Source organism: Roseixanthobacter psychrophilus (assembly GCF_043195195.1).
In the GTDB taxonomy this organism is placed as follows: domain Bacteria; phylum Pseudomonadota; class Alphaproteobacteria; order Rhizobiales; family Xanthobacteraceae; genus NCEH01.
Map to the genome: position 1 here is coordinate 21,817 of NZ_JBAFWT010000021.1, position 20,539 is coordinate 42,355.

Below are 20,539 nucleotides of genomic sequence, written 5' to 3' on the forward strand. Positions count from 1 at the left end.
GCGCGGAAATTCAGGTTTAGTTGCAATGTTCACGAAGTTCAGGGCCTGATTTCACGTGTTCTTCTACGGCCCTCAACGTTTCACGTGAAACATCGAGGGCCAAAACCCGTTGCGATCACTTGCTTTCGCTCAGGCCGCCGTGAGCGAAAAGATGCTCGCCCCGGTATCCGCCGTCCCCACCGCATTTCGGAACGGTGCAAACAATTCCCGGCCCACATTCACGTGGGAGTCCGAGAGATCCTCCTGTGCCGGTGCGCGGGCGGCCCATTCGTCCGCATCCACCAGCGCGGTGAGATGGCCGGAAACGCCATCGAGCCGCACCAGATCGCCATCGCGGATCTTGCCGATCGGCCCCCCGGCGGCGGCTTCCGGCGTCACGTGGATGGCGGATGGCACCTTGCCCGAGGCGCCGGACATGCGCCCATCGGTCACCAGCGCCACCTTCTGCCCGCGATCCTGCAAAACACCGAGCGGCGGTAGGAGCTTGTGCAATTCCGGCATGCCATTGGCCTTCGGTCCCTGGAACCGCACCACGGCGACGAAATCCCCCGTGAGGCTGCCGGCCTTGAACGCCGCCTGCAGCGCCTCCTGGGAATGGAACACCCGCGCCGGCGCCTCGATGACATGGCGCTCCGGCGCCACCGCCGAGGTCTTGATGACCGCACGGCCGAGATTGCCGTCCAGCACCTTGAGCCCCCCGGTGGGCTGGAACGCTCGCGCAATCGGACGCAACACCGCCTCGTCGCCGCTCGCCGCCGTGGCGTCGCGCCACACCAAAGCGCCGTTTTCATCCAGGCCCGGCTCGGCCGTGTAGCCGGAAAGGCCGGTGCCCCACACGGTCTCCACATCCTCGTGCAGCAGGCCGGCGGAGAGCAGTTCGCGGATGACGAAGCCCATGCCGCCGGCGGCGTGGAAATGGTTCACGTCCGCCTTGCCGTTGGGATAGACGCGGGTGAGCAGCGGCACCACTTCGGCAAGATCGGAAAAGTCGTTCCAGGTCAGGACGATGCCCGCCGCCGCCGCCATGGCGACGATATGGAGCGTGTGGTTCGTGGAGCCGCCGGTGGCGTGCAGGCCCACCACGCCGTTCACGAACGCCTTCTCGTCCAGCATCCGCCCGAGCGGGGTGTAATGATTGCCGAGCGCGCTATTGGCGAGCGCCCGCCTGGTGCCCTCGCGGGTGAGCGCATCGCGCAGCGGCGTGTTGGGATTGACGAAGGACGCGCCCGGCAGATGCACGCCCATGATTTCCATCATCATCTGATTGGTGTTGGCGGTGCCGTAGAAGGTGCAGGTGCCGGGCCCGTGGTAGGATTGGGACTCCGCCTCCAGCAGCGCATCGCGGCCGATCTTGCCCTCGGCGAAGAGCTGGCGGATGCGGGATTTCTCGTCGTTCGGCAGGCCCGAGGTCATGGGGCCGCTCGGGATGAACACCGCCGGCAGATGGCCGAAGGACAGCGCGCCGATGATCAGGCCGGGCACGATCTTGTCGCAGATGCCCAGGAACACGGCGGCATCGAAGGTCTGGTGCGAGAGCGCCACCGCCGTGGAGAGCGCGATCACCTCGCGGGAGAACAAGGACAGCTCCATGCCCGCCTCGCCCTGGGTGACGCCGTCGCACATGGCCGGCACCCCGCCCGCCACCTGCGCGACACCGCCCACGTCGCGGGCGGCTTCGCGGATCATCTCGGGGAAGCGCTCATAGGGCTGGTGGGCGCTGAGCATGTCGTTATAGGCGGTCACAATCGCGAGATTTCCGCCCTCCCCGGCGCGCAGCTCGGCCTTGTCGCCGGGCAGGCAGGCGGCGAATCCATGGGCCTGGTTGGCGCATCCGAGCGCGCGCCGGCGGGGTCCGGCCTCGCCGGCGGCGGCGATGCGGTCGAGATAGCGCGCGCGGCTGGCGCGGCTGCGCTCAGCAATGCGCTGCGTCACCTCGCCGATGCGGGCATTGAGACTGGCTTGGATGGCCATTCGGACCTCCTGGCTGGCTGGATGGATGACCCGGCGGGCGAGCGCTGCCGCTCCGGCGCGATCCGATTCACGGACTGAGATTGCCATTTTAGCCCCGAAGCCGGATCAAAGGCATCCGCAACACATGCGCCCAATAGCGAGCATTTCAATGACACAGCCTGTACCCGCCCGCGTCGCCGTCCTGGACGACTACCAGAGCGTCGCCGAGGGAATGGCAGATTGGGGCAGCCTCAAACCCGCTGCCGACGTGGTGTTCTTCCACGACACCGTGGCCGATCAGGACCAATTGGCGGCCCGCCTCGCGCCGTTCGACGCACTGGTGCTCACGCGCGAGCGCACCCCCGTCGACGCGGCGCTGATCGCCCGCCTGCCGCAGCTCAAACTCATCGTCACCATCGGCATGTGGAATGCCTCGATCGATACCGCAGCGGCCAAGGCGCGCGGCATCGCGGTGTGCGGCACCGCCGGCGGCGATCCCCATGCGACGCCGGCCCTCACCTGGGCGCTGGTGCTGGCGGTGACGCGGGGCCTGCACCGCGAGGCCGCGTCGGTGCGCGCCGGCGGCTGGCAAACCGGCCTCGGCATCGACATCGCCGGCAAGACGCTGGGCGTGCTCGGCCTCGGCCGGATCGGCACGGCGGTGGCGCAATTCGGCAAGGCGTTCGGCATGGAGGTGATCGCCTGGAGCCAGAACCTCACCGCAGAGCGCGCCGCCGAGGCCGGGGTGAAGCGGGTGGAGAAAGAGGAATTGTTCGCCCGCGCCGATGTGCTGACCATCCACCTCAAGCTCGGCGCCCGCACGCAGGGCATCGTCGGGGCGGCAGAACTCGGCCTGATGAAGCCGGGCGCCTTCCTGGTCAACACCTCGCGCGGGCCGCTGGTGAGCGAGCCGGCGCTGATCGAGGCGCTCCAGGCCCGCCGCATCGCCGGTGCCGCGCTCGACGTGTTCGACACCGAGCCGCTGGCGCCGGACCACCCGTTCCGCTTCCTGCCGAATGTGCTGGCGACGCCCCACATCGGCTATGTCACGGAAAACACCTATCGTATCGCCTTCCCGCAGATCGTCGAGGCCATCGCCGCCTGGCGGGCCGGCGTGCCGATCCGCCCCCTGGAGGGCTGAGGGCACCCCGGGATGCCTTCCCGCTCCCCGCAAGCGGGAGAGGGAGAAGATTGATCAGGATGAGACTTGCTTCTCCCGCAACGCGTTGTCCCCTCTCCCGCCTGCGGGGGAGGGTTAGGGAGGGGGCAGGTCGGCGGGTGCGGAAATCGGCAACGAGAACACTTGAGGCCTCACGCATCGATCGGGCGCGGTCTCCGGCGCTGGTACACCGCCGCAATCTGTGGGAGGAAACGAGCATCATGCTCTATGATTTCATCATCATCGGCGGCGGCATCGTCGGCCTGTCCACCGCGCGCGAGATCCTCCGGCGCCGGCCCGGCGCGGGCGTGCTGCTGCTGGAGAAGGAAGGCGGCCTCGCGCGCCACCAGACCGGACACAACAGCGGCGTGATCCATGCCGGCATCTATTATGCCCCCGGCAGCTTCAAGGCCGAGCTGTGCCGCACCGGCGCCCAGGCGACCAAGGACTTCTGCCGCGCCCACAACATCGCGTTTGAGACCTGCGGCAAGCTGCTGGTGGCCACCGACGCGGAGGAACTGGCGCGCATGGACGCGCTCTACCAGCGCGCCGCCTCAAACGGCGTGGAAGTGGAGCGGCTGGACGGTGCCGAGCTGCGGCGGCGCGAACCCAACATCACCGGCATCGGCGCCCTGTTCGTGCCCTCCACCGGCATCGTCGATTACAAGCAGGTCTGCGTCGCCCTGGCCCGAGAGATCGAGGCGGCGGGCGGCACCATCCGGCTCGGCGCAAAGGTGGATGCGATCCGCGAGGGGGCGGGCGATGTGGAGGTGCGCAGCGGCGGCGTCACCCATCGCGGCAAGATGCTGGTGGCCTGCGCCGGCCTGCAATCCGACCGCATCGCGCGCCTTGCCGGGCTGAAGGTCACCCACCGCATCGTGCCGTTCCGGGGCGAATATTATCGCCTGCCACCGAGCCGCAATGCCATCGTCAAGCACCTGATCTATCCCGTGCCGGACCCCACCTTGCCGTTCCTCGGCATCCACCTCACCCGCATGATCGACGGCTCGGTGACGGTCGGCCCCAACGCCGTGCTCGGCATGGCGCGCGAGGGCTATCCCAAGCTCTCGGTGAACGCGGCCGATCTCGCCGATACGCTCAGCTTCCCCGGCTTCTGGCACACGCTCGCCAACAATCCGCGCGCGGCGATCAAGGAGCTGAAGAATTCCCTCCTGCCCGCCGGCTATCTCGCGCAATGCCGCAAATATTGCCCGGACCTGACCATGGCGGACCTCCAGCCCTATGAAGCCGGCATCCGCGCCCAGGCGGTGCTGGCGGACGGAACCTTGGTGCACGACTTCCTGTTCGAGCAGACGCCGCGCTCGCTGCATGTGTGCAATGCGCCCTCCCCCGCCGCCACCGCCGCTTTGCCCATCGGCGAGATGATCGCCGACAAGCTCATGGGCGCGCGGGCGGCCTAAACTCAGCGGCCGCGCTGGTGCAGGATGCGGCCGATGAGGTTCAGCAGCACCTGCGCGGCGAGGATGGCGGTGACGCCGGCCGGATCATATTCACGCGCCACCTCCACCAGATCCACGCCGACGATGGTGCCCCGCTTGGCGAGGCCGTCCAGCAGCTCCAGCACCTCGTAATAGGTGAAGCCACCATGGCTCGGCGTGCCGGTGCCGGGAGCGATGGAGGGGTCGAAGCCGTCGATGTCGATGCTGAGATAATAGCGCGCGCCCGCCGGAATGCGCTCCAGCACCGCCTCGGTCCCAAGCTTTCGGATCTGCCGCACGCTGAGGATATCGCTGCCCATGCGGCGGGCATCCTCATAGCCCTCGCGGGCGGTGGAAGAGACATTGCGAATGCCGAGCTGGGTCAGGCCGGTGACATGGGCGCGCTCGGCGGCGCGGCGCATGGGGCTGCCATGGCCATTGCGCACGCCGTGTCGCTCATCGACGAAATCCAGATGCGCGTCGAACTGCACCAGATGGATCGGCGCCTCGTCGGAAAAGGCGGCGACGCAGGGGATGTTGACGGAATGATCGCCCCCCATCACCACCGGCAGCGCCCCGGCCTGAAGGATCTTGCGCACGCAGGCTTCAATATTGGCGTGGCTTTGGGCGGTGTCGGTGTGGATCATATCCGCATCGCCCATGTCGAGGATGCGCGCGGCACCGGCGGGCAGATAGACCACGTCATCCTCATGGTCATAGGCGCCGGAATGACCGAAGGCGAACAAGGTGGAGGCCTCGCGGATCGCGCGCGGGCCCGAGCGGGCGCCGGAACGCCATTGGGTGCCAAGGTCGAACGGCGCGCCGAGAATCGCGACATCCGCCTCGATGTTTTCCCAATCGAGCCCGAGCGGGTATTTGCCGAAGGTGCAGATGCCGACGAAGGGCAGGTCGAGCCGGCCGCTCTGATATCCGTGGGCCATTGGATTCTCCTCAGACCGCTTCCAGGGCGAGCGGGGCGCCCCGGCGCGCCGCGACCGCATCGGCCAGCACGCACAGAAGCTCGAACATGATGCTTGCGCCCGTCAGCGCCGTGAGGCCGGACGGGTCGAACGGCGGCGACACCTCCACGAGGTCCGCGCCGATCAGGTTCAGCCCCGCGAGCGCCCGCACCATGTGCTGCGTCTCGCGGGTGGTGAAGCCGCCGATCTCCGGCGTTCCGGTGCCGGGCGCGAAGGCGGGGTCGAGGCTGTCGATGTCGAAGGTCACATAGGCCGGCTTGTCGCCCAGGATGGCGTGGACCTCGTCCATCACGTCCTGCGGCCCGCGCTTGATGAATTCCTCCATGAAGATCATGCGGATGCCGCAGGCCTTGGCGAAATCGAAGTTCGAGGCATCCGAGATCGCGCCGCGCAGGCCGATCTGGACGAAGCGCTTGGGATCGATCAGCCCCTCCTCGATGGCGCGGCGGAACGGGGTGCCGTGGTTGTAGGGATTACCGCCGAAAAAGCCGTCATAGGTGTCGGAATGGGCATCGAACTGCACCACGCCCACCGGTACGTCGGGGACCAGCCCGCGCAGGATCGGCAGCGTCATCAGGTGATCGCCGCCGGCCGAAAGCGGCACCGCCCCGGCGGTGCGCACGCCGGCATAGAAATCGCCCACCAGCTTCAAGGTCTTCATCAGATCGAGGGGATCGACGGGGGCATCCCCGCAATCGGCGATCCGCGCCTGGTCATAGGGGGAGACGCCGGTGACATGATGCACCCGGCGGGTCAGGCTCGACTGGTTGCGCAATTCGCGCGGACCATGGCGCGTGCCGGCGCGATTGGTGACCCCGCCGTCAAACGGCACGCCGAGCAAAGCAATATCGACCTCGCCGGGCTCCGCCTGCGGCAGGCGCATGAAGGTGGCGATGCCGGCGAAGCGCGGGATGCTGCCGGAATCCGCCGGCTCGAACTTTCCAACCATGAAAAACCTGCCATCTGGCTCAAGCGGGCCGCGCCCGCGCCGTCAGAGATTGAATTCCTTGCGCACCGCCGCGGTAATGCCGGCGACATAATCGTCCATCAGCCACTGGCCCTTTTCGGCGGTGGAGCCATGGGCCACCGCCAACACGCCGGACGCTGGGACGAAGCCTTTCGGCACCGGGTGCATGTCATAGGTGGGGAATTGCGCCGGCCCGTCGGACGGCACCTTCTCCATCTCCACCAGTTCCGGCCGCACCAGCAGCATGAGCGAGGTTTCCAGCAGGCTCGCATGTTCCAGGTCGATGCCGGGGAAGCCGTCGGGGAACAGGCGTTCCAGCGTTTCGCGGCGGGCGAAATCCCAATATTCCAGGCGCATCAGCTGCATGCCGGTGATGCCGTCACGGCGCAGCTCGCGCAGGCCGAGGTCCACGCCCTCGACGCCGGGCCACATGTTCTCGTAATGGCCGTTCACCACCACGATCCGCCGCACGCCATCGGCGCCGAGGGCCCGGATCACATCGCGCAGCACCAGGGCAAAGGTGTAGGCATCGAGGCTCGTGGTGCCGGGAAAGGCTTCGCCGCCGCCGGAGCGGGGCTGGGACTTGTAGCCATAGGGAATCGCCGGCGCGACGATGCCGCCGATCTGCGCCGCCACCCGCGCGCACACGGCGGTGGGCAGCACCACGTCCACGTTCAGCGGCAAATGGGGGCCGTGCTGCTCGGTGGTGCCGAGGGGAATGAACACCGTCGCCCCGGCGGCGACCTTCGCCTGATATTGCGGCCAGCTCAGTTCGGCCATGTAGACGCTATCGACCATCTTATGTCCCCTCAGTGCATGGCCGCGCCGCCATCGACGCTGATGCATTGGCCGGTGATGAAATTCGTATGGCGGGAGGCGAGGAAGGCGACGGCCTCGGCCACCTCCTCCGGCCGGCCGATGCGGCGCAGCGGATTGTGGGTTTCCAGCGCCTGCTGGGCCGCATCCATGCCGGCGAAATTGAGCAAGGGCGTATCCACCGGCCCCGGCGCCACGGCATTCACCAAAATGCGCGGGGCAAGCTCGCGCGCCCAGGAACGGGTCAGCGCCAGTATGGCGCCCTTGGTGGCGCAATAGCCCGAGGCGCCCTGCCGGCCGAGATAGCCGAGTTCGGACGCGATATTGATGATGCGCCCCTGTTCGCCGAACAGCCGTGCGGCTTCGCGCGCCATCAGGATGGTGCCGCGCACGTTCACCGCCAGCATCTTCTCGAAGGCGGCGAAATCGAAGGCGCAGAGCGGGCTTTCGAGATCCAGCCCGGCGCTGTTCACGATCACGTCGAGCCCGCCGAGGTGCGCCGCCGCCGCATCCATCGACGCGACCACCGCCGCCTCGTCGGTGAGATCGACCGTGACGGGATGCCAGGCGGTGGTTTCCACCGGCTGAATGTCGAACCCCACCACATGGGCGCCGGCGCGCGCCAGCCGGTCGGCGCAAGCGCGGCCGATGCCGCTCGCCGCGCCGGTGACGACGATGCACAGGCCTTGGTGCGGCAAGGTCTCAGATGGGTTCACCACGGTGCTTCTCCACGATCGACCCCGAGGCTCTGGCCGGTAATGTTGGCGGCGAGGTCGGAAGCCAGAAACAGATAGGTGCCGGCCACATCGTCCGGATCCATGAAGCCGGGCAGCGCCTGCACCGCCACGATCTCGCGCAGCAGATCGTCCTCCGGCCGGCCGGTGCGCTCGGCCATGGCGCGCAGGGAGCGCAGCGAAGCGTCCGTGCGCACCCAGCCCGGGCAGACCGCATTCACATTGATGCCGCGCGGGCCAAGCTCTTTCGCGAAGGTCTTGGTCAGGCCGATGACCGCATGCTTTGAGGCGACATAGGCGGCGAACAAAGGTTCGGCGGTGCGCGACCAGATGGATGCGGTGTTGATGATCCGCCCGCCATGGGAGAGCTTCGGCGCAAAAGCGCGGGTGGCCAAGAATGTGCCCGTCACATTGATCTCGATGACGCGTCGGAATCTCAGCTCGTTTTCCGCGCTCGGATCATCCAGTGGGGTAATCAGCTCCAACCCTGCATTGTTCACCAGAACATCGAGATGGGCGATCTCCTGCGCCACGGCCTCAAGATCGGCGGTGCGGGTGATGTCGGCCCTGTGGCCGCGCGCGCCCAGCCGCTCGGCGGCTTCAAAGATGCCGTCATCCTCCGCCAGCATATGCAGATCGGCACCCGCGGCCGCGAACGCGCGGGCGATGCCGAGGCCGATGCCCCGGCTCGATCCCGTCACCAGAACCGCGCGCCCCGCGAGGCCGCCCAGCAATCCGCCCGCCATCATGGCTCTTCTCCCGCGCTCGCCCGCACGAGGCGCAGCATCTCGTTGCGCAGGGCGAAGAAATCCGCCCCGTCGCGCATCTCCAGCGTGCGGTCCTCGCCGAGGCGCGCGCGCACATCGATTTCCGCCATGATCCGCGCCGGGCGCTTGGAAAACACGATGACCCGGTCGGCGAGGAAGGCGGCTTCCTCCACATCGTGGGTCACGAACACCACGGTCTTGGCATCGCGGCGCTGGATGCGCCGCAATTCGCCCTGCAATTGCTCGCGCCGCTGGGCATCGAGCGCGCCGAAGGGCTCGTCCATCAGCAGCACGTCGGAACCGGCGGCGAGCGTGCGGGCGATGGCGATGCGCTGGCGCATGCCGCCGGAGACCCGGTTTGGATAGGTGTCGGAGAATTCGTAGAGGCCGACCAGATCGAGATAATGATCCCGCCGGCCCAGCTTCTCCTCCTCCGACAGATCGGTGCGGTAGCGCATGCCGAAGGCGACGTTCTCCGCCACCGTCAGCCAGGGAAAGGAGGAATAGGACTGGAACACCATGCCGCGCCGCCAGTCCGGCCCGCCCACCGGCGCGCCGTCGAGCCGGATTTCCCCGCTGCTCGGCGTATCGAGACCGCCGATCATGCGCATCAACGTGGTCTTGCCGCAGCCGGAGGGCCCGAGGAACACCACGAATTCGTTGCGCGCGATTTTCAGGTTGAACGGCGTCGCCACCACCTCGACTTGGCCGAAGCGCTTGGTGACATTGGTGAAGGTGAGATGAGCGGTCATCCGAGCACCCTCACAGATAGCGGAAGGCGCGGCGGTGGGCGGCGCGCAGCAATTGGTCGGTGAGAAGGCCGATGATGCCGATAAGGAACACACCCGCCATCACTTCCGGCGTCTTCATGTAGCGGCGTGCCGCCCAGATGACGAAGCCGAGGCCGCTGTCCGCCGCGACGATCTCGGCGATGATCAGATAGGTCCAGCACCAGCCGAGCGTGATGCGCAGATTGTCCACCAGCCCCGGCAGCATGGCGCGGAAGGCCACATCCTTCAGCACCTGCCCGGGCTTGGCGCCGACCGTATAGGCGATTTCGATATATTCCTGCGGCACCCGCCGCATGTCGTCGGAAACCAGCAGCACCAATTGGAAGAAGGTGCCGAGCCAGAGCAGGAAGATCTTGGTCTCCTCCCCGACGCCGAACCAGATGATGGAGAGCGGCACCAAAGCGGGCACCGGCAGATAGCGGATGAAATCCACGATGGGTTCGAGCGCGGCGCCGATGGCGCGATAGGCGCTCATCATCATGCCGATGGGAATGGCCATGACCGCCGCCAGCAGAAACGCGCTCCAAACCCGCAGGATCGAGACCCAGGCGTTCCAGGCGAGATGCTGGTCCGCGAACATGCGCCCCATGGCCGAAATCACGGCGCTCGGCGCGGGAAAGAACACCGGGTTCGTAAGCCCGAGCCGCGCGACCCCTTCCCAAACCGCCAGAACGAGCGCACTGGCGCCCAGCGCGATCAGCGCACTGACGGTGCGCGGCAAGGGCGCGCGCAGGCGGAACAGGTCGCGCAGCGCGAACCCACCGCCCATCGCCGGCGCGCCGTCCGATGACGCGCCGGACTCACCGCCGGCCTGTGCCGGCGATGAAGATGCTGCGGCAGGCTCGCTCACTTTGTCCCCGCGATTGCGGAAACCACCGAGGGGTCGATCTGCTGGGCGGGGTCGAGCTTGGTGTCGGCGGCACCATTCTCCAGGTTGAGCTCCATCACCGTGTTGAAGATGCCATAGAGCGTGCCCGGCTTGCCGGCCGTGCCGATATAGGCCTCGGCATCGGCAAGCGAGGTATAAGCAAGCGAGGTGTCGAGAATGTCCTTCACCTCGGCCTCGCTCAAATTGAAGTGCGGCGCGGCGAGCTTGATGAATTCCGCCGGATTTTTCTTGTAGAGATCGACCGCTTCATAAATCCCCTTCAGGAAGGCCTGATACTTCTTCGGGTTAGCCTTCAGATCGTCCTGACGCGCCGCGATGATATCGACGATGATGTCGCTATCCTTGGAGGAGAGCAGGATCTTGCCCTTGCGGTTCGCGTTGGCGGTGATCGCCTGCGACAGGACGGGCTCGTAGGTGGCGATCGCCATGATCGAGGGGTCGGCGAATACGGCCACGGTGTCGGCGGTCGCTATCTCCTTCATCTTCAGGTCCTTGAGGGTCATCCCCTCCTTCTTCAGCGCCAGTTGCAGCAACAGGCGGGCGGGAATGTTGACCTCGGACGCCACGGTCTTGCCCTTCAGCGCCGCGACGGAAGAAATCGACCCGTCCGCGATCACGCCATCGCCGCCCACCGACTTGTCGATGGTGCCGATGATGATGCCAGGGGTGGAGGCATCGCGCGGGCGGCCCTGATGCTCGCCCACCGTGCGCATGTCCACCTCAATGTCACCACGCGCCATGGCGGCCATGACGTTCGAGCGGTCGTCCTCGAACCGCATATCCACATCAAGGCCGAGGGCTTTGAAATAGCCCTTGTCCATGGCCACGAAGACGGGCGCAAAACCCGGCCAGGTGGGCGCGAGAACCCTGATTTTATCGGCGGCGGAAGCCGGGGCCGAAAGGGCCAGCAGGCCCAGAACGGCAAAAGCGGCAATGCGATCTTTATGCCTCATGGCGGTCGCTCCTTTGGAAGTGGCGCCATGCTCCGGCATATTCACATCCGGAAAAATCGTTTTTATTGGAACCTCACATCGATAATTTTAAATGTGAGACACTGAGTGAAGGAAAGTGCATGCGGCGACTGGATAATATCGACCTTCGGCTGCTGCGCGTGTTCGTGGCGTTGGCCGAAGCAGGCGGGTTTGCCGATGCGCAGATCACCCTCAACCTTTCTCAATCCACCCTGTCCACCCATCTGGCGGCCCTGGAGCGCAAGCTCGGCGGGCAATTGTGCGAGCGCGGGCGCGCCGGCTTCCGCCTCACCCCGTTCGGGGAATCCACCTTTGCGGCGGCCAAGCAATTGTTTGCAGATGTCGATGCCTTCCATAGCCGCATCGGGCGCGACCAACGCACATTGGTCGGACGGCTGCGGCTTGGGATTGTCGATGGGGTCGTGACCAATCCCACGCTCGGGCTGCAGACCGCCCTGGCGCGATACATGGACTATGCCTCAGAGGTGTTCGTGGATCTGGAACTCGGCACGCCGCTGGTGCTTGAGCAGGCGTTGATGGATGGCGCCCGCGATATCGTGGTCGGCCCGTTCTCGCAGAAGGTGCCGGGCATCACCTATATCCCCCTGCACCGCGAACCCCATGCGCTCTATTGCGGCAAAGGGCACGCGCTGTTCACGGTCCCGATGCGGGAGATGCAACACGCGCAGATCGAGGCGGCGCTCTTCTCCGTGCGGCGCTATCGACACCTCGACGATCTCTACCGGGTGAACCATCCGCGCGCGAGCGCCTCGGTCATGCATATGGAGGCACAGGTGATGATGATCCTGTCCGGTCATTTCATCGGCTATCTGCCGCGCCACATCGGCGACGACTGGGCGCGGCGCGGCGAGATGCGGGCCCTAAAGCCGGAAAGCTACGGCTTTGAATCGGCACATTTCGTCGCGACGCGTCGGCTGAAAGGCGAGCAGCCGCTGGTGGATGCCTTCATCAAGGAATTGAAGGCCCAAGTCGGCGATGCTGCCCGCCCTGCCCGGATTTAACGGGTGAGGTTGACCGTGATGTTCTTCGACTGGGTGAAGCTGTCCAGCATCGCCGAAAGCGAGAACTCGCGCCCGAGGCCGCTCTGCTTGTAGCCACCGTAGGAATGGCCGGGCAATTGACCCGCCCCCTGGTTGATCTGCACCCAGCCGGCCTCGACATCGCGGGCGGTGCGCAGCGCCTTGCCGATGTCGTGGGTCCAGATATAGGCGGCAAGGCCATAATGGCTGTCATTGGCCATCTTCACCACGTCCGCCTCGTCCTCCCAGGGAATGGCGACGAGCACCGGGCCGAAGATTTCCTCGCGCGCCAAACGCCAATCGTTTTCAGCCTGTGCGAACGCGGTCGGGCGCATGAAATAGCCCGCGCTCAGCGGCCCATCTTTATCCGGCAGGCCGCCCATGACGAGGCGCGAGCCCTTCTGCTGCAAGCCTTCTTCAACATAGCCGCAGACTTTTTTGAACTGCTTCTCATTGATGATGGCGCCGATGTCCGTGTCTTCCGCGAGCGGATCGCCGAGGCGCAGCTTCGACGCCTTGTCGGCTAGGCGCTCCAGGAACCCGTCGTAGATTTTGCGGTGGAGAAACAGGCGCGAACCGGCGGTGCAAGACTGGCTTTGACGGGTGAAGCGCATCGCGGAAATGATGCCGTCCACCACCCAATCCTCATCCGCGTCCGGGAAGACGATGGAGGGGCTCTTGCCGCCAAGCTCAAGGGAAACCGGAAGAATCCGCTTCGCGGCAGCTTCCATAACCAGCTTGCCGACAGCGGTGGAGCCGGTGAAGGAGAGTTTCGCCACCTTCGGATGGTTGATCAGCGGCGCACCGCATTCCGGGCCGGTGCCGGTCAACATGTTGACGACGCCAGGGGGCAAATGCTCGGCGCAGATCTCCGCCAGCATCAGCACCGCCAGGGGGGCGTCCTCGGCGGTCTTCATGACCATGGTGTTGCCCGCGCAAAGGGCCGGAGCGATCTTCACGGCAGCCAGCAAAAACGGGGCATTCCATGGGATGACGGCCGCAACGACGCCGAGCGGCTCGCGCTGGGTGTAGCTGAGGAGATCGTCTGAGAACGGCAGGGTCTCACCCTTCAACTCGCCCGAAAGGCCGCCGAAATAGCGGAACATCTCCGCTGCCGCCTTGGTCTCCGGACGGGCCTGGGTGCGCAGGGCATTGCCGGTCTCGGTCGCGACGGTTCTGGCGATTTCCTCGTGCCGGGCATCGATGCCATCGGCGATCCGCATCAACAGCCGGCCCCGCTCGCGCGGCGGCACCTTGCGCCAGGAGATGAATGCTTCCAGTGCCTTATCGACGGCCAGGTCGACTTCTACGGCGCCGCCCCGGGGCACCTCGGCGAAGATTTCGCGCCGCGCCGGGTTCTCCACGGCGAGGGTTTCGCCGGATGCGGCCCAGACCCAGTCGCCGCCGATCAGCATGGGATGGCGCAGGAGTTGCGCGCCGGTGAGGGTCTTTTCGCCCATGTTCATATCGTCCTCCCTTGTTCGCGAAGCTGCGGCCCCGCTCCGGCGTGACGCCGGTTTTCCATTCTATAACAAAGCCTTGAAGTCAGACCTGCTCCCAGACGCGGGGCATCTGTGCGACCAGATCGGCGAACACGCGACCGCCCGTGGTAATATGCTCGTGCATCACCCGGCTGGCCGTCGCCCCGTCGCCCGCCAGGATCGCCGCGACGATCTGGCCATGGTCATCATAGGAGCGCGCGATCCGACCCGGTTTCTGGAACGGATAGCGGCGGTAGACCCGCAGCCGCGCACGCATGTCTCTGATGTTGAATTCCAGATATTCGTTACATGTTCCGCGGTAAATTCGCTCATGTAACTGCGTGTTCGCCAAATCATATGCGGAAGAATCTCCGCTCTCCACATGTTCTGCACTGTTCGCGTGAACTTCAGCGAGCGCTCTGCGGTCTTCCGCCGACATGCGCGCCGCCGCGAGCTTGGCGGCCATGCCCTCCATCTCGGTCATGACCTCGAACATGGAGACCACCTGCTCCACGCTCAGCACGGTGACGGTGGCGCCGCGCCGCTGGCGCAGGTCGACGAGGCCGAGGGAGGCGAGCTGGATCAGCGCCTCGCGCACCGGGGTCTTGGAGACGCCAAACCGTTCGGACAGGGGCCGTTCCTCCAGCCGCGCACCAGGGGGCAGCGCGCCGGATTCGATCTCGCCGCGGATCCATTTCGCGATCTCGCCCGTCCGATTGATCTTCTGCACCGCCGTTTCGCCCACCAAGTCGCCAGATCCTTCCCTCTAACGAGTCCAAGCCGTCCGCGTCACGCCACGACCATCACATATTTTTTTTAGATTGACTCATATTTTTTTTGAAATCAAAAAAGAGGGAATGACGAACGCCAACGGGCAACGACCCGCCTCTCCCTCACCCACGCCCAGCTCCGAAGGCGGCCCGCCCACCCTGGGCGTGGCGGACGCGCAAGCCGTGATCCGGCTGAACCGGCCCCATCAGCACAACCGGTTTCAGGGTGAGGATATCGCGCGCCTCGTCGCCTTGCTGGATGCGGTGGAGGACGACCGCCGCATCCGGGTCCTGGTCTTTACCGCGCAGGGGCCGAGCTTCAGCGCGGGGTTCGACATCGGCGGCTTCGGCACCTCGGCCGTCTCGCAGCCCCACGCGTTCAGCGCGCTGTGCGACCGCGTTGAGGCGGTCAAGATCCCAACCCTCTGTGCGCTCAACGGAAGCGTCTATGGCGGCGCGACCGACTTCGCCCTGGCCTGCGACATCCGCATCGGCGTCGCGGGATCGCGCATGATGATGCCGCCAGCCCGCCTCGGCATCCAATATGCCTATGGCGGCCTGCGCCGCTATGTGGAACGCCTTGGCCCCGCCGCCGCCAAGCTGCTGATGCTGACCGGCGAGCCCATCGACGCCGACGCCATGCTGCGCCTCGGCTTCCTGCAGGAACTGGTGGCGCCGGATGCGCTGATGGCGCGGGCCGAGACGCTTGCCGCCGCCTGCGCCGAGCGGGCGCCGGACGCGGTGCGCGGCTTGAAGGCCTCGCTCGATGCCCTGGCGCGCGGCACCGCCGATCCCGTCGAGATCCAGGCCCGCTTCGACGCCAGCCTGACGTCAGCGGAGGCGCAGGAAGGCTTGTTGGCCTGGAAGGAAAAACGCGCGCCGGCATTCGCGGACCGGGCTGTCGCGCCCTGACGGCCGCGCGGCTTCGGCACGCAAAGACAATCATGCCCCACGACGCTCAAGAAGCCGGCGAACGCGGGGTGGAAACGAAAACGGGCGGACCTTCGTCACGCCCGAAACCTGGGAGGATGATCATGCGCCTTGGATTGATCGCCGGGGTCGCGGCAGCGTCGCTGCTCGCGCTTTCGGCCGCGAACGCCGCGGACGGCCCCGTCCGCATCGGCGTGCTGAACGACCAGTCGGGCCTCTACAGCGAGTTCGGCGGCGTCGGTTCGGTGGAGGCCGCCAAAATGGCGGTAGAGGATTTCGGCGGCAAGGTGCTCGGCCGCCCCATCGAGATCCTTTCCGCCGACCATCAGAACAAGACCGATGTCGGCGCCGCCACGGCGCGCAAATGGTTCGATGAGGAAAATGTCCTCGCCATCGCCGATTTGACCAATTCGGCGGTCGCGCTGGCTGTGCAGGGCATGGCGAAGGAGCGCGGCAAGATCACGCTCGCGTCCGGGCCCGCCACCACGCGCCTGACCAATGAGGATTGCTCCCCCACCGGCTTCCATTGGCCGTGGGACACCTATTCCCAGGCCGTGGGCACCGCCCGCGCGGTGCTCCAGGATGGCGGCAAGAGCTGGTATCTCGTGGTGGTCGATTATGCATTCGGCCATCAGATGTCGGCGGATATTGCCAAGACCGTCACGGCCAACGGCGGCACGATGGTGGGCCAGGTGCGCTATCCCACCGGCTCGGCGGATTTCTCCTCCTTCCTGCTGCAGGCACAGGGGTCAAAGGCGCAGATCATCGGCCTTGCCAACGGTGGCATGGACACCATCAACTCGATCAAGCAGGCAGCCGAATTCGGCATCACCGACGGCGGCCAGCGTCTGGTGGGCCTCGCCATCATGATCAGCGACGTCAACGCCCTCGGCCTCAAAGCCGCCAAGGGCCTGATTGCAACCACGGCCTATTATTGGGACCGCAACGACGCCAGCCGCGCCTTCGGCGAGCGCTACATGAAGAAGACCGGCCGCATGCCGGACATGATCCAGGCCGGCGTCTATTCCTCGGTGCTGCATTATCTCAAGGCCATGCAGGCGGCCAATTCCGACGATGGCAAAGTGGTCGCCGAGAAGATGCGCGAGATGCCGGTGAACGATTTCTTCGTCACCAACGGCAAGGTTCGCGCCGACGGCCGCATGGAGCATGACATGTATCTGATCCAGGTGAAGGATCCGAGCGAATCCAAGTATCCCTGGGATTATTACAAGATCCTGCGCACCATTCCCGCCGCCGAGGCCACCATGCCGCTGTCGGAAAGCAAGTGCTCGCTGGTCAAGAAGTGAGCCGAACCGGCCATAAGGGGAGTTGAAATGCCAAACGTGACCTTTATCGGGCTCGGCAACATGGGCCGGCCCATGAGCGCGAACCTCATCAAGGCCGGCCACACCGTCACCGGTTTCGATCTCTCGCCAGCCGCGCGCGACGCCCTTGTGGCGGCGGGCGGACGGGCAGCCGGCAGCATCGCGGAGGCGGTCGCCGGTGCCGATACCATCGTCACCATGGTGCCCACGGGCCGCCATGTGCGCGAAGTCTATGAGGGACCGGGCGGCATTCTCGCCAGCGCCCCGAAGCAGGCGATCCTCATCGACAGCTCCACCATCGATGTTGCGAGCGCGCGGGCGGTGAGCAAGGCAGCCATCGCTGCTGGGTTCGAGATGGTGGATGCTCCCGTCTCCGGGGCGGTGCCGGCGGCGGAAAGTGGCAAGCTCACCTTCATGGTCGGCGGAACGAAGGACGGCTATGCGCGCGCACTGCCGATCCTCCAGGCCATGGGCGCCAACTTCTTCCATGTGGGCGAAGCGGGCCTCGGGCAGGCGCTGAAGATCTGCAACAACATGATGGCCGGCATGAGCATGGTGGCCATCAGCGAAGTGTTCACACTGGCCGAGAAGCTCGGGCTCGACAATCAGACCGTCTATGACGTGATGACCAAATCCTCGGGCAATTGCTGGGCGCTGCAATCCTATTGCCCGGTGCCCGGCCCGGTGCCGACCTCGCCCGCCAATCGCGGCTATGACCCCGGCTTCACGGTGGCCATGATGCTGAAGGACATGCGCCTGTCCCAGCAGGAAGCGGGCGTGGGCGGCGCGGCCACGCCGCTCGCGGGTGCCGCCGCCGCGATCTATCAGACGGTGGTGGCCGCCGGCTATGGCGAACGCGACTTCAGCTATGTGTTCAACCTGCTCTCGGGGCGCATGAGCACGCCGCAAAAGGGCTGAGCGGCATGCCGCATCCACGGGAAACTTTCGCGCGTGGATGCGGCGACCGTCCCGCCGCCCCAAGAAACCGGAGCAAGGCGAGATGAACAAGGCGATCCGCGTCCACGAGGCCGGCGGCCCCGACGTGCTGAGGCTGGAAGACGTGGAGGTTGCCGCGCCCGGCGCCGACGAGGTGCTGCTGAGGCACACCGCCATCGGCGTCAATCTCGTGGACACTTACCACCGCTCCGTCACCTCCGGCCAATATGCCATTCCCCGTCCCGCCATCCTGGGCGTGGAGGCGGCCGGCATCGTCGAGCAGGTGGGGCCGGGCGTCACCGAATTGAAGGCGGGCGACCGGGTCGCTTATTGGAACGTGCTGGGCGCCTATGCGGAGCGGCGCACCCTTCCCGCGTGGCGGACCCTGAAGATCCCCGACGGCATCGACGACGCCACCGCCGCAGCGGCCCTGCTGAAGGGCGCGACCGCTTTCTATCTGATCCACCGCATCTATCCCGTGAAGGCTGGCGACACGATCCTGGTGCATGCGGCGGCCGGCGGGGTCGGGCGCATCCTGTGCCAATGGGCGACCCATCTCGGCGCGAAGGTGATCGGCACCGTCGGTTCCGCCGCGAAGGCCGAGATCGCCCGCGCCTCCGGCTGCGCCCATGTGGTGGTGAGCGGCGAACAGGATTTCGTCGCCGAGGCGCGGGCCTACACCCATGGCGCGGGGGTGGATGCGGTGTTCGATTCCATCGGCCGCGATACGTTCGACCAATCGCTGGATACGCTGCGACCGCTGGGCATGATGGTGAATTTCGGCCAGGCGAGCGGCCCGGTGCCGCCGTTCGACATCAGCGTGCTGGCGCAGAAGGGCTCGCTGTTTCTCGCCAAGCCGACGCTTGCGACCTTCGTGAAGGATCGCGCCAGCATCCTCGCCTTGGCACAGGGCGTGTTCGAGGCGCTGCTGTCGTCGGCGATCAAGGTGGACATCGGCCTGACCGCACCTCTGGCGGACGTCGCGCAGGTGCATCGCGCGCTTGAGGCACGAAGCACCACCGGCTCCATCGTATTGCTGCCATGAACCCTGCCAAAAACCCCGCCATGAGCCACAATCTGTTCAATTTGCTTTTTCCCGCAGCAATTGGCGGCGAGGCCTCGGCCCTCACCCTGAGCGCAGGGAACGTATGGAGCCGGGCGCGGCTCCAGGATGCTGCGGGCCGGCTCGCGCAGGTGCTGCTGAATGCTGGCGTCGCGCCGGGGGACCGGGTGGCGGCGCAGGTGGAGAAGAGCGCTCAAGCGGTCGCCCTCTATCTCGCCTGCCTGAAGGCGGGCGCGGTCTATCTGCCGCTCAACACCGCCTATACGCCGCACGAAATGGCGGCCTTCCTCGGCGATGCGGCCCCCACCGTGTTCGTCGGCCAGCCCCACGCCATGGCGGGTCTCGCCCCCCATTTGCCGACGCACTGCGCCCGCTTCACCCTGGACGCCACCGGCTCTGGCACATTGAGCACGGCGGCTGAGGACGTCGTCCCCCTGCAGGCGAGCGTACCCCGCGCCCGCGGCGATCTCGCCGCCATCCTCTACACCTCCGGCACCACCGGCCGCGCCAAAGGCGCCATGATTACCCATGGCAATCTCATCTTCGCCGCCGAGGCGCTCAATGACTTATGGGGCATCACCGGCGACGACGTGCTGCTGCATGCGCTGCCCGTGTTCCATGCGCACGGCCTGTTCATCGCCATCAATTGCGCGCTCGCCGCCGGCGCGCCCATGTGGTTTCTGCCGAAATTCGCAGTGGAGCCGGTGATCGATCTCTTGCCGCGCTCCACCCTCTTCATGGGCGTGCCGACGCTCTATACGCGCCTGCTGGGCGATGCCCGGCTGACGCACGATCTGTGCGCCCCCATGCGCTTGTTCACCAGCGGCTCGGCCCCGCTCTCGGGCGCGACGTTCGATGCGTTTCGCGCGCGCACCGGCCACGCCATTCTGGAGCGCTACGGCACCACCGAGACCGCCATCATCGCCTCCAACCCTTTGGCGGGCGAACGCATCCAGGGCACGGTGGGCTTCGCCGTGCCAGGTGTGGATGTGCGCATCTTCGGCGACGCTGGCACGGAGGTGCCGCGCGGCGAGGTGGGCGAGGTGGTGCTGCGCGGACCCAACGTCTTCGCCGGTTATTGGCGCATGCCGGAACAGACGCAGCAGGATTTTACGCTCGACGGTTTCTTTCGCACCGGCGATCTCGCCCGCATGGACGAAGAACGCCGCATCACCATCGTCGGCCGGGCGAAAGATCTCATCATCTCCGGCGGCTACAATGTCTATCCCCGGGAAGTGGAAGCCGCCCTCGCCCGCCTCGACGGAGTTGAGGATTGCGCCGTCATCGGCGTGCCCCATCCCGATTTCGGCGAAGGCGTGATCGCGGTGGTGGAACGCCGGCCCGGCAGCCTGGGGCCTGAGCCTGAAATGCTACTCGCCGGCCTCTCGGGCGAGCTTGCCCGCTATAAGCTGCCCAAGCACGTCATCGTGCAGGACACCTTGCCCCGCAACGCCATGGGCAAGGTGCAGAAGACCGAGCTGCGCCGCCTCCATGCCGGAATTTTCCAGCATGGCGACGACCCGGCGTGAGC

At 66.3% G+C, this 20,539-nt stretch carries 19 protein-coding genes; 8 read left to right on the top strand and 11 right to left on the bottom strand.

The window, feature by feature from the left end; genetic code table 11:
- Positions 1-129: 129 nt before the first annotated feature.
- Complete coding sequence (gene edd / locus V5F77_RS17680; RefSeq protein WP_429006656.1) at positions 130-1,971, bottom strand: phosphogluconate dehydratase; 1,842 nt, start codon at positions 1,969-1,971, stop codon at positions 130-132.
- A 148-nt stretch (positions 1,972-2,119) separates the two neighbouring features.
- On the opposite strand from edd, the gene V5F77_RS17685 reads away from it, so the two are divergent.
- Together V5F77_RS17685 and lhgO are read left to right on the top strand one after the other, a co-directional pair.
- A complete protein-coding gene (locus V5F77_RS17685; RefSeq protein WP_429006657.1) occupies positions 2,120-3,091 on the top strand; it encodes a D-2-hydroxyacid dehydrogenase family protein in 972 nt (323 codons plus the stop codon).
- Between the two features lie 239 nt (positions 3,092-3,330).
- Positions 3,331-4,530, top strand: a complete 1,200-nt coding sequence (gene lhgO / locus V5F77_RS17690) for an L-2-hydroxyglutarate oxidase (RefSeq protein WP_429006658.1) — start codon at positions 3,331-3,333, stop codon at positions 4,528-4,530.
- Between the two features lie 2 nt (positions 4,531-4,532).
- Here the strand turns inward: lhgO and speB (V5F77_RS17695) are convergent, their stop codons facing one another.
- From speB (V5F77_RS17695) to V5F77_RS17730, 8 genes are read right to left on the bottom strand one after another with little or no spacing between them, the layout of a single operon-like run.
- The gene (gene speB, locus V5F77_RS17695; RefSeq protein WP_429006659.1) at positions 4,533-5,489 is read right to left on the bottom strand and encodes an agmatinase; all 957 of its coding nucleotides are present in this window, start codon (positions 5,487-5,489) and stop codon (positions 4,533-4,535) included.
- A 10-nt stretch (positions 5,490-5,499) separates the two neighbouring features.
- On the bottom strand, positions 5,500-6,477 hold the full coding sequence (gene speB / locus V5F77_RS17700; RefSeq protein ID WP_429006660.1) for an agmatinase: 978 nt from the start codon (positions 6,475-6,477) through the stop codon (positions 5,500-5,502).
- Positions 6,478-6,519: 42 nt separating this feature from the next.
- A complete protein-coding gene (locus tag V5F77_RS17705; protein ID WP_429006661.1) occupies positions 6,520-7,293 on the bottom strand; it encodes a creatininase in 774 nt (257 codons plus the stop codon).
- An 11-nt stretch (positions 7,294-7,304) separates the two neighbouring features.
- Positions 7,305-8,030: an SDR family NAD(P)-dependent oxidoreductase gene (locus tag V5F77_RS17710; protein WP_429006662.1), complete on the bottom strand. Its 726-nt coding sequence runs from the start codon at positions 8,028-8,030 to the stop codon at positions 7,305-7,307.
- Positions 8,024-8,794: an SDR family NAD(P)-dependent oxidoreductase gene (locus V5F77_RS17715; RefSeq protein WP_429006663.1), complete on the bottom strand. Its 771-nt coding sequence runs from the start codon at positions 8,792-8,794 to the stop codon at positions 8,024-8,026. The genes V5F77_RS17710 and V5F77_RS17715 overlap by 7 nt, the downstream gene beginning before the upstream one ends.
- Positions 8,791-9,564, bottom strand: a complete 774-nt coding sequence (locus V5F77_RS17720) for an ABC transporter ATP-binding protein (protein ID WP_429006664.1) — start codon at positions 9,562-9,564, stop codon at positions 8,791-8,793. The genes V5F77_RS17715 and V5F77_RS17720 overlap by 4 nt, the downstream gene beginning before the upstream one ends.
- A gap of 10 nt (positions 9,565-9,574) precedes the next feature.
- Positions 9,575-10,453 carry an ABC transporter permease gene (locus V5F77_RS17725; RefSeq protein WP_429006665.1) on the bottom strand — a complete coding sequence of 293 codons (879 nt, stop codon included), beginning with the start codon at positions 10,451-10,453 and terminating at the stop codon, positions 9,575-9,577.
- Complete coding sequence (locus V5F77_RS17730) at positions 10,450-11,445, bottom strand: ABC transporter substrate-binding protein (RefSeq protein ID WP_429006666.1); 996 nt, start codon at positions 11,443-11,445, stop codon at positions 10,450-10,452. Before V5F77_RS17730 ends, V5F77_RS17725 begins: the two co-directional genes overlap by 4 nt.
- Positions 11,446-11,564: 119 nt before the next feature.
- Here V5F77_RS17730 and V5F77_RS17735 point away from each other — a divergent pair, with 119 nt between their 5' ends.
- On the top strand, positions 11,565-12,485 hold the full coding sequence (locus tag V5F77_RS17735) for a LysR family transcriptional regulator (RefSeq protein WP_429006667.1): 921 nt from the start codon (positions 11,565-11,567) through the stop codon (positions 12,483-12,485).
- Here the strand turns inward: V5F77_RS17735 and V5F77_RS17740 are convergent.
- Both V5F77_RS17740 and V5F77_RS17745 read right to left on the bottom strand, forming a co-directional pair.
- Positions 12,482-13,969, bottom strand: coding sequence for an aldehyde dehydrogenase family protein (locus V5F77_RS17740; protein ID WP_429006668.1), 1,488 nt, complete (start codon positions 13,967-13,969; stop codon positions 12,482-12,484). The two genes, V5F77_RS17735 and V5F77_RS17740, sit on opposite strands and share 4 nt — an antisense overlap.
- Before the next feature lie 79 nt (positions 13,970-14,048).
- Positions 14,049-14,729: a GntR family transcriptional regulator gene (locus tag V5F77_RS17745; RefSeq protein WP_429006721.1), complete on the bottom strand. Its 681-nt coding sequence runs from the start codon at positions 14,727-14,729 to the stop codon at positions 14,049-14,051.
- Positions 14,730-14,841: 112 nt separating this feature from the next.
- Here V5F77_RS17745 and V5F77_RS17750 point away from each other — a divergent pair, with 112 nt between their 5' ends.
- The 5 genes from V5F77_RS17750 (at position 14,842) to V5F77_RS17770 (ending at position 20,537) form a co-directional block, all read left to right on the top strand.
- Entirely contained in the window at positions 14,842-15,666 is an 825-nt protein-coding gene (locus V5F77_RS17750) for an enoyl-CoA hydratase/isomerase family protein (RefSeq protein WP_429006669.1), read from the top strand.
- A 122-nt stretch (positions 15,667-15,788) separates the two neighbouring features.
- A complete protein-coding gene (locus V5F77_RS17755) occupies positions 15,789-16,991 on the top strand; it encodes an ABC transporter substrate-binding protein (RefSeq protein ID WP_429006670.1) in 1,203 nt (400 codons plus the stop codon).
- Positions 16,992-17,018: 27 nt separating this feature from the next.
- Complete coding sequence (gene mmsB / locus V5F77_RS17760; RefSeq protein WP_429006671.1) at positions 17,019-17,927, top strand: 3-hydroxyisobutyrate dehydrogenase; 909 nt, start codon at positions 17,019-17,021, stop codon at positions 17,925-17,927.
- 82 nt (positions 17,928-18,009) lie between these two features.
- A complete protein-coding gene (locus tag V5F77_RS17765; protein WP_429006672.1) occupies positions 18,010-18,990 on the top strand; it encodes a quinone oxidoreductase family protein in 981 nt (326 codons plus the stop codon).
- A gap of 20 nt (positions 18,991-19,010) precedes the next feature.
- Complete coding sequence (locus V5F77_RS17770) at positions 19,011-20,537, top strand: AMP-binding protein (protein ID WP_429006673.1); 1,527 nt, start codon at positions 19,011-19,013, stop codon at positions 20,535-20,537.
- Positions 20,538-20,539: the final 2 nt, after the last annotated feature.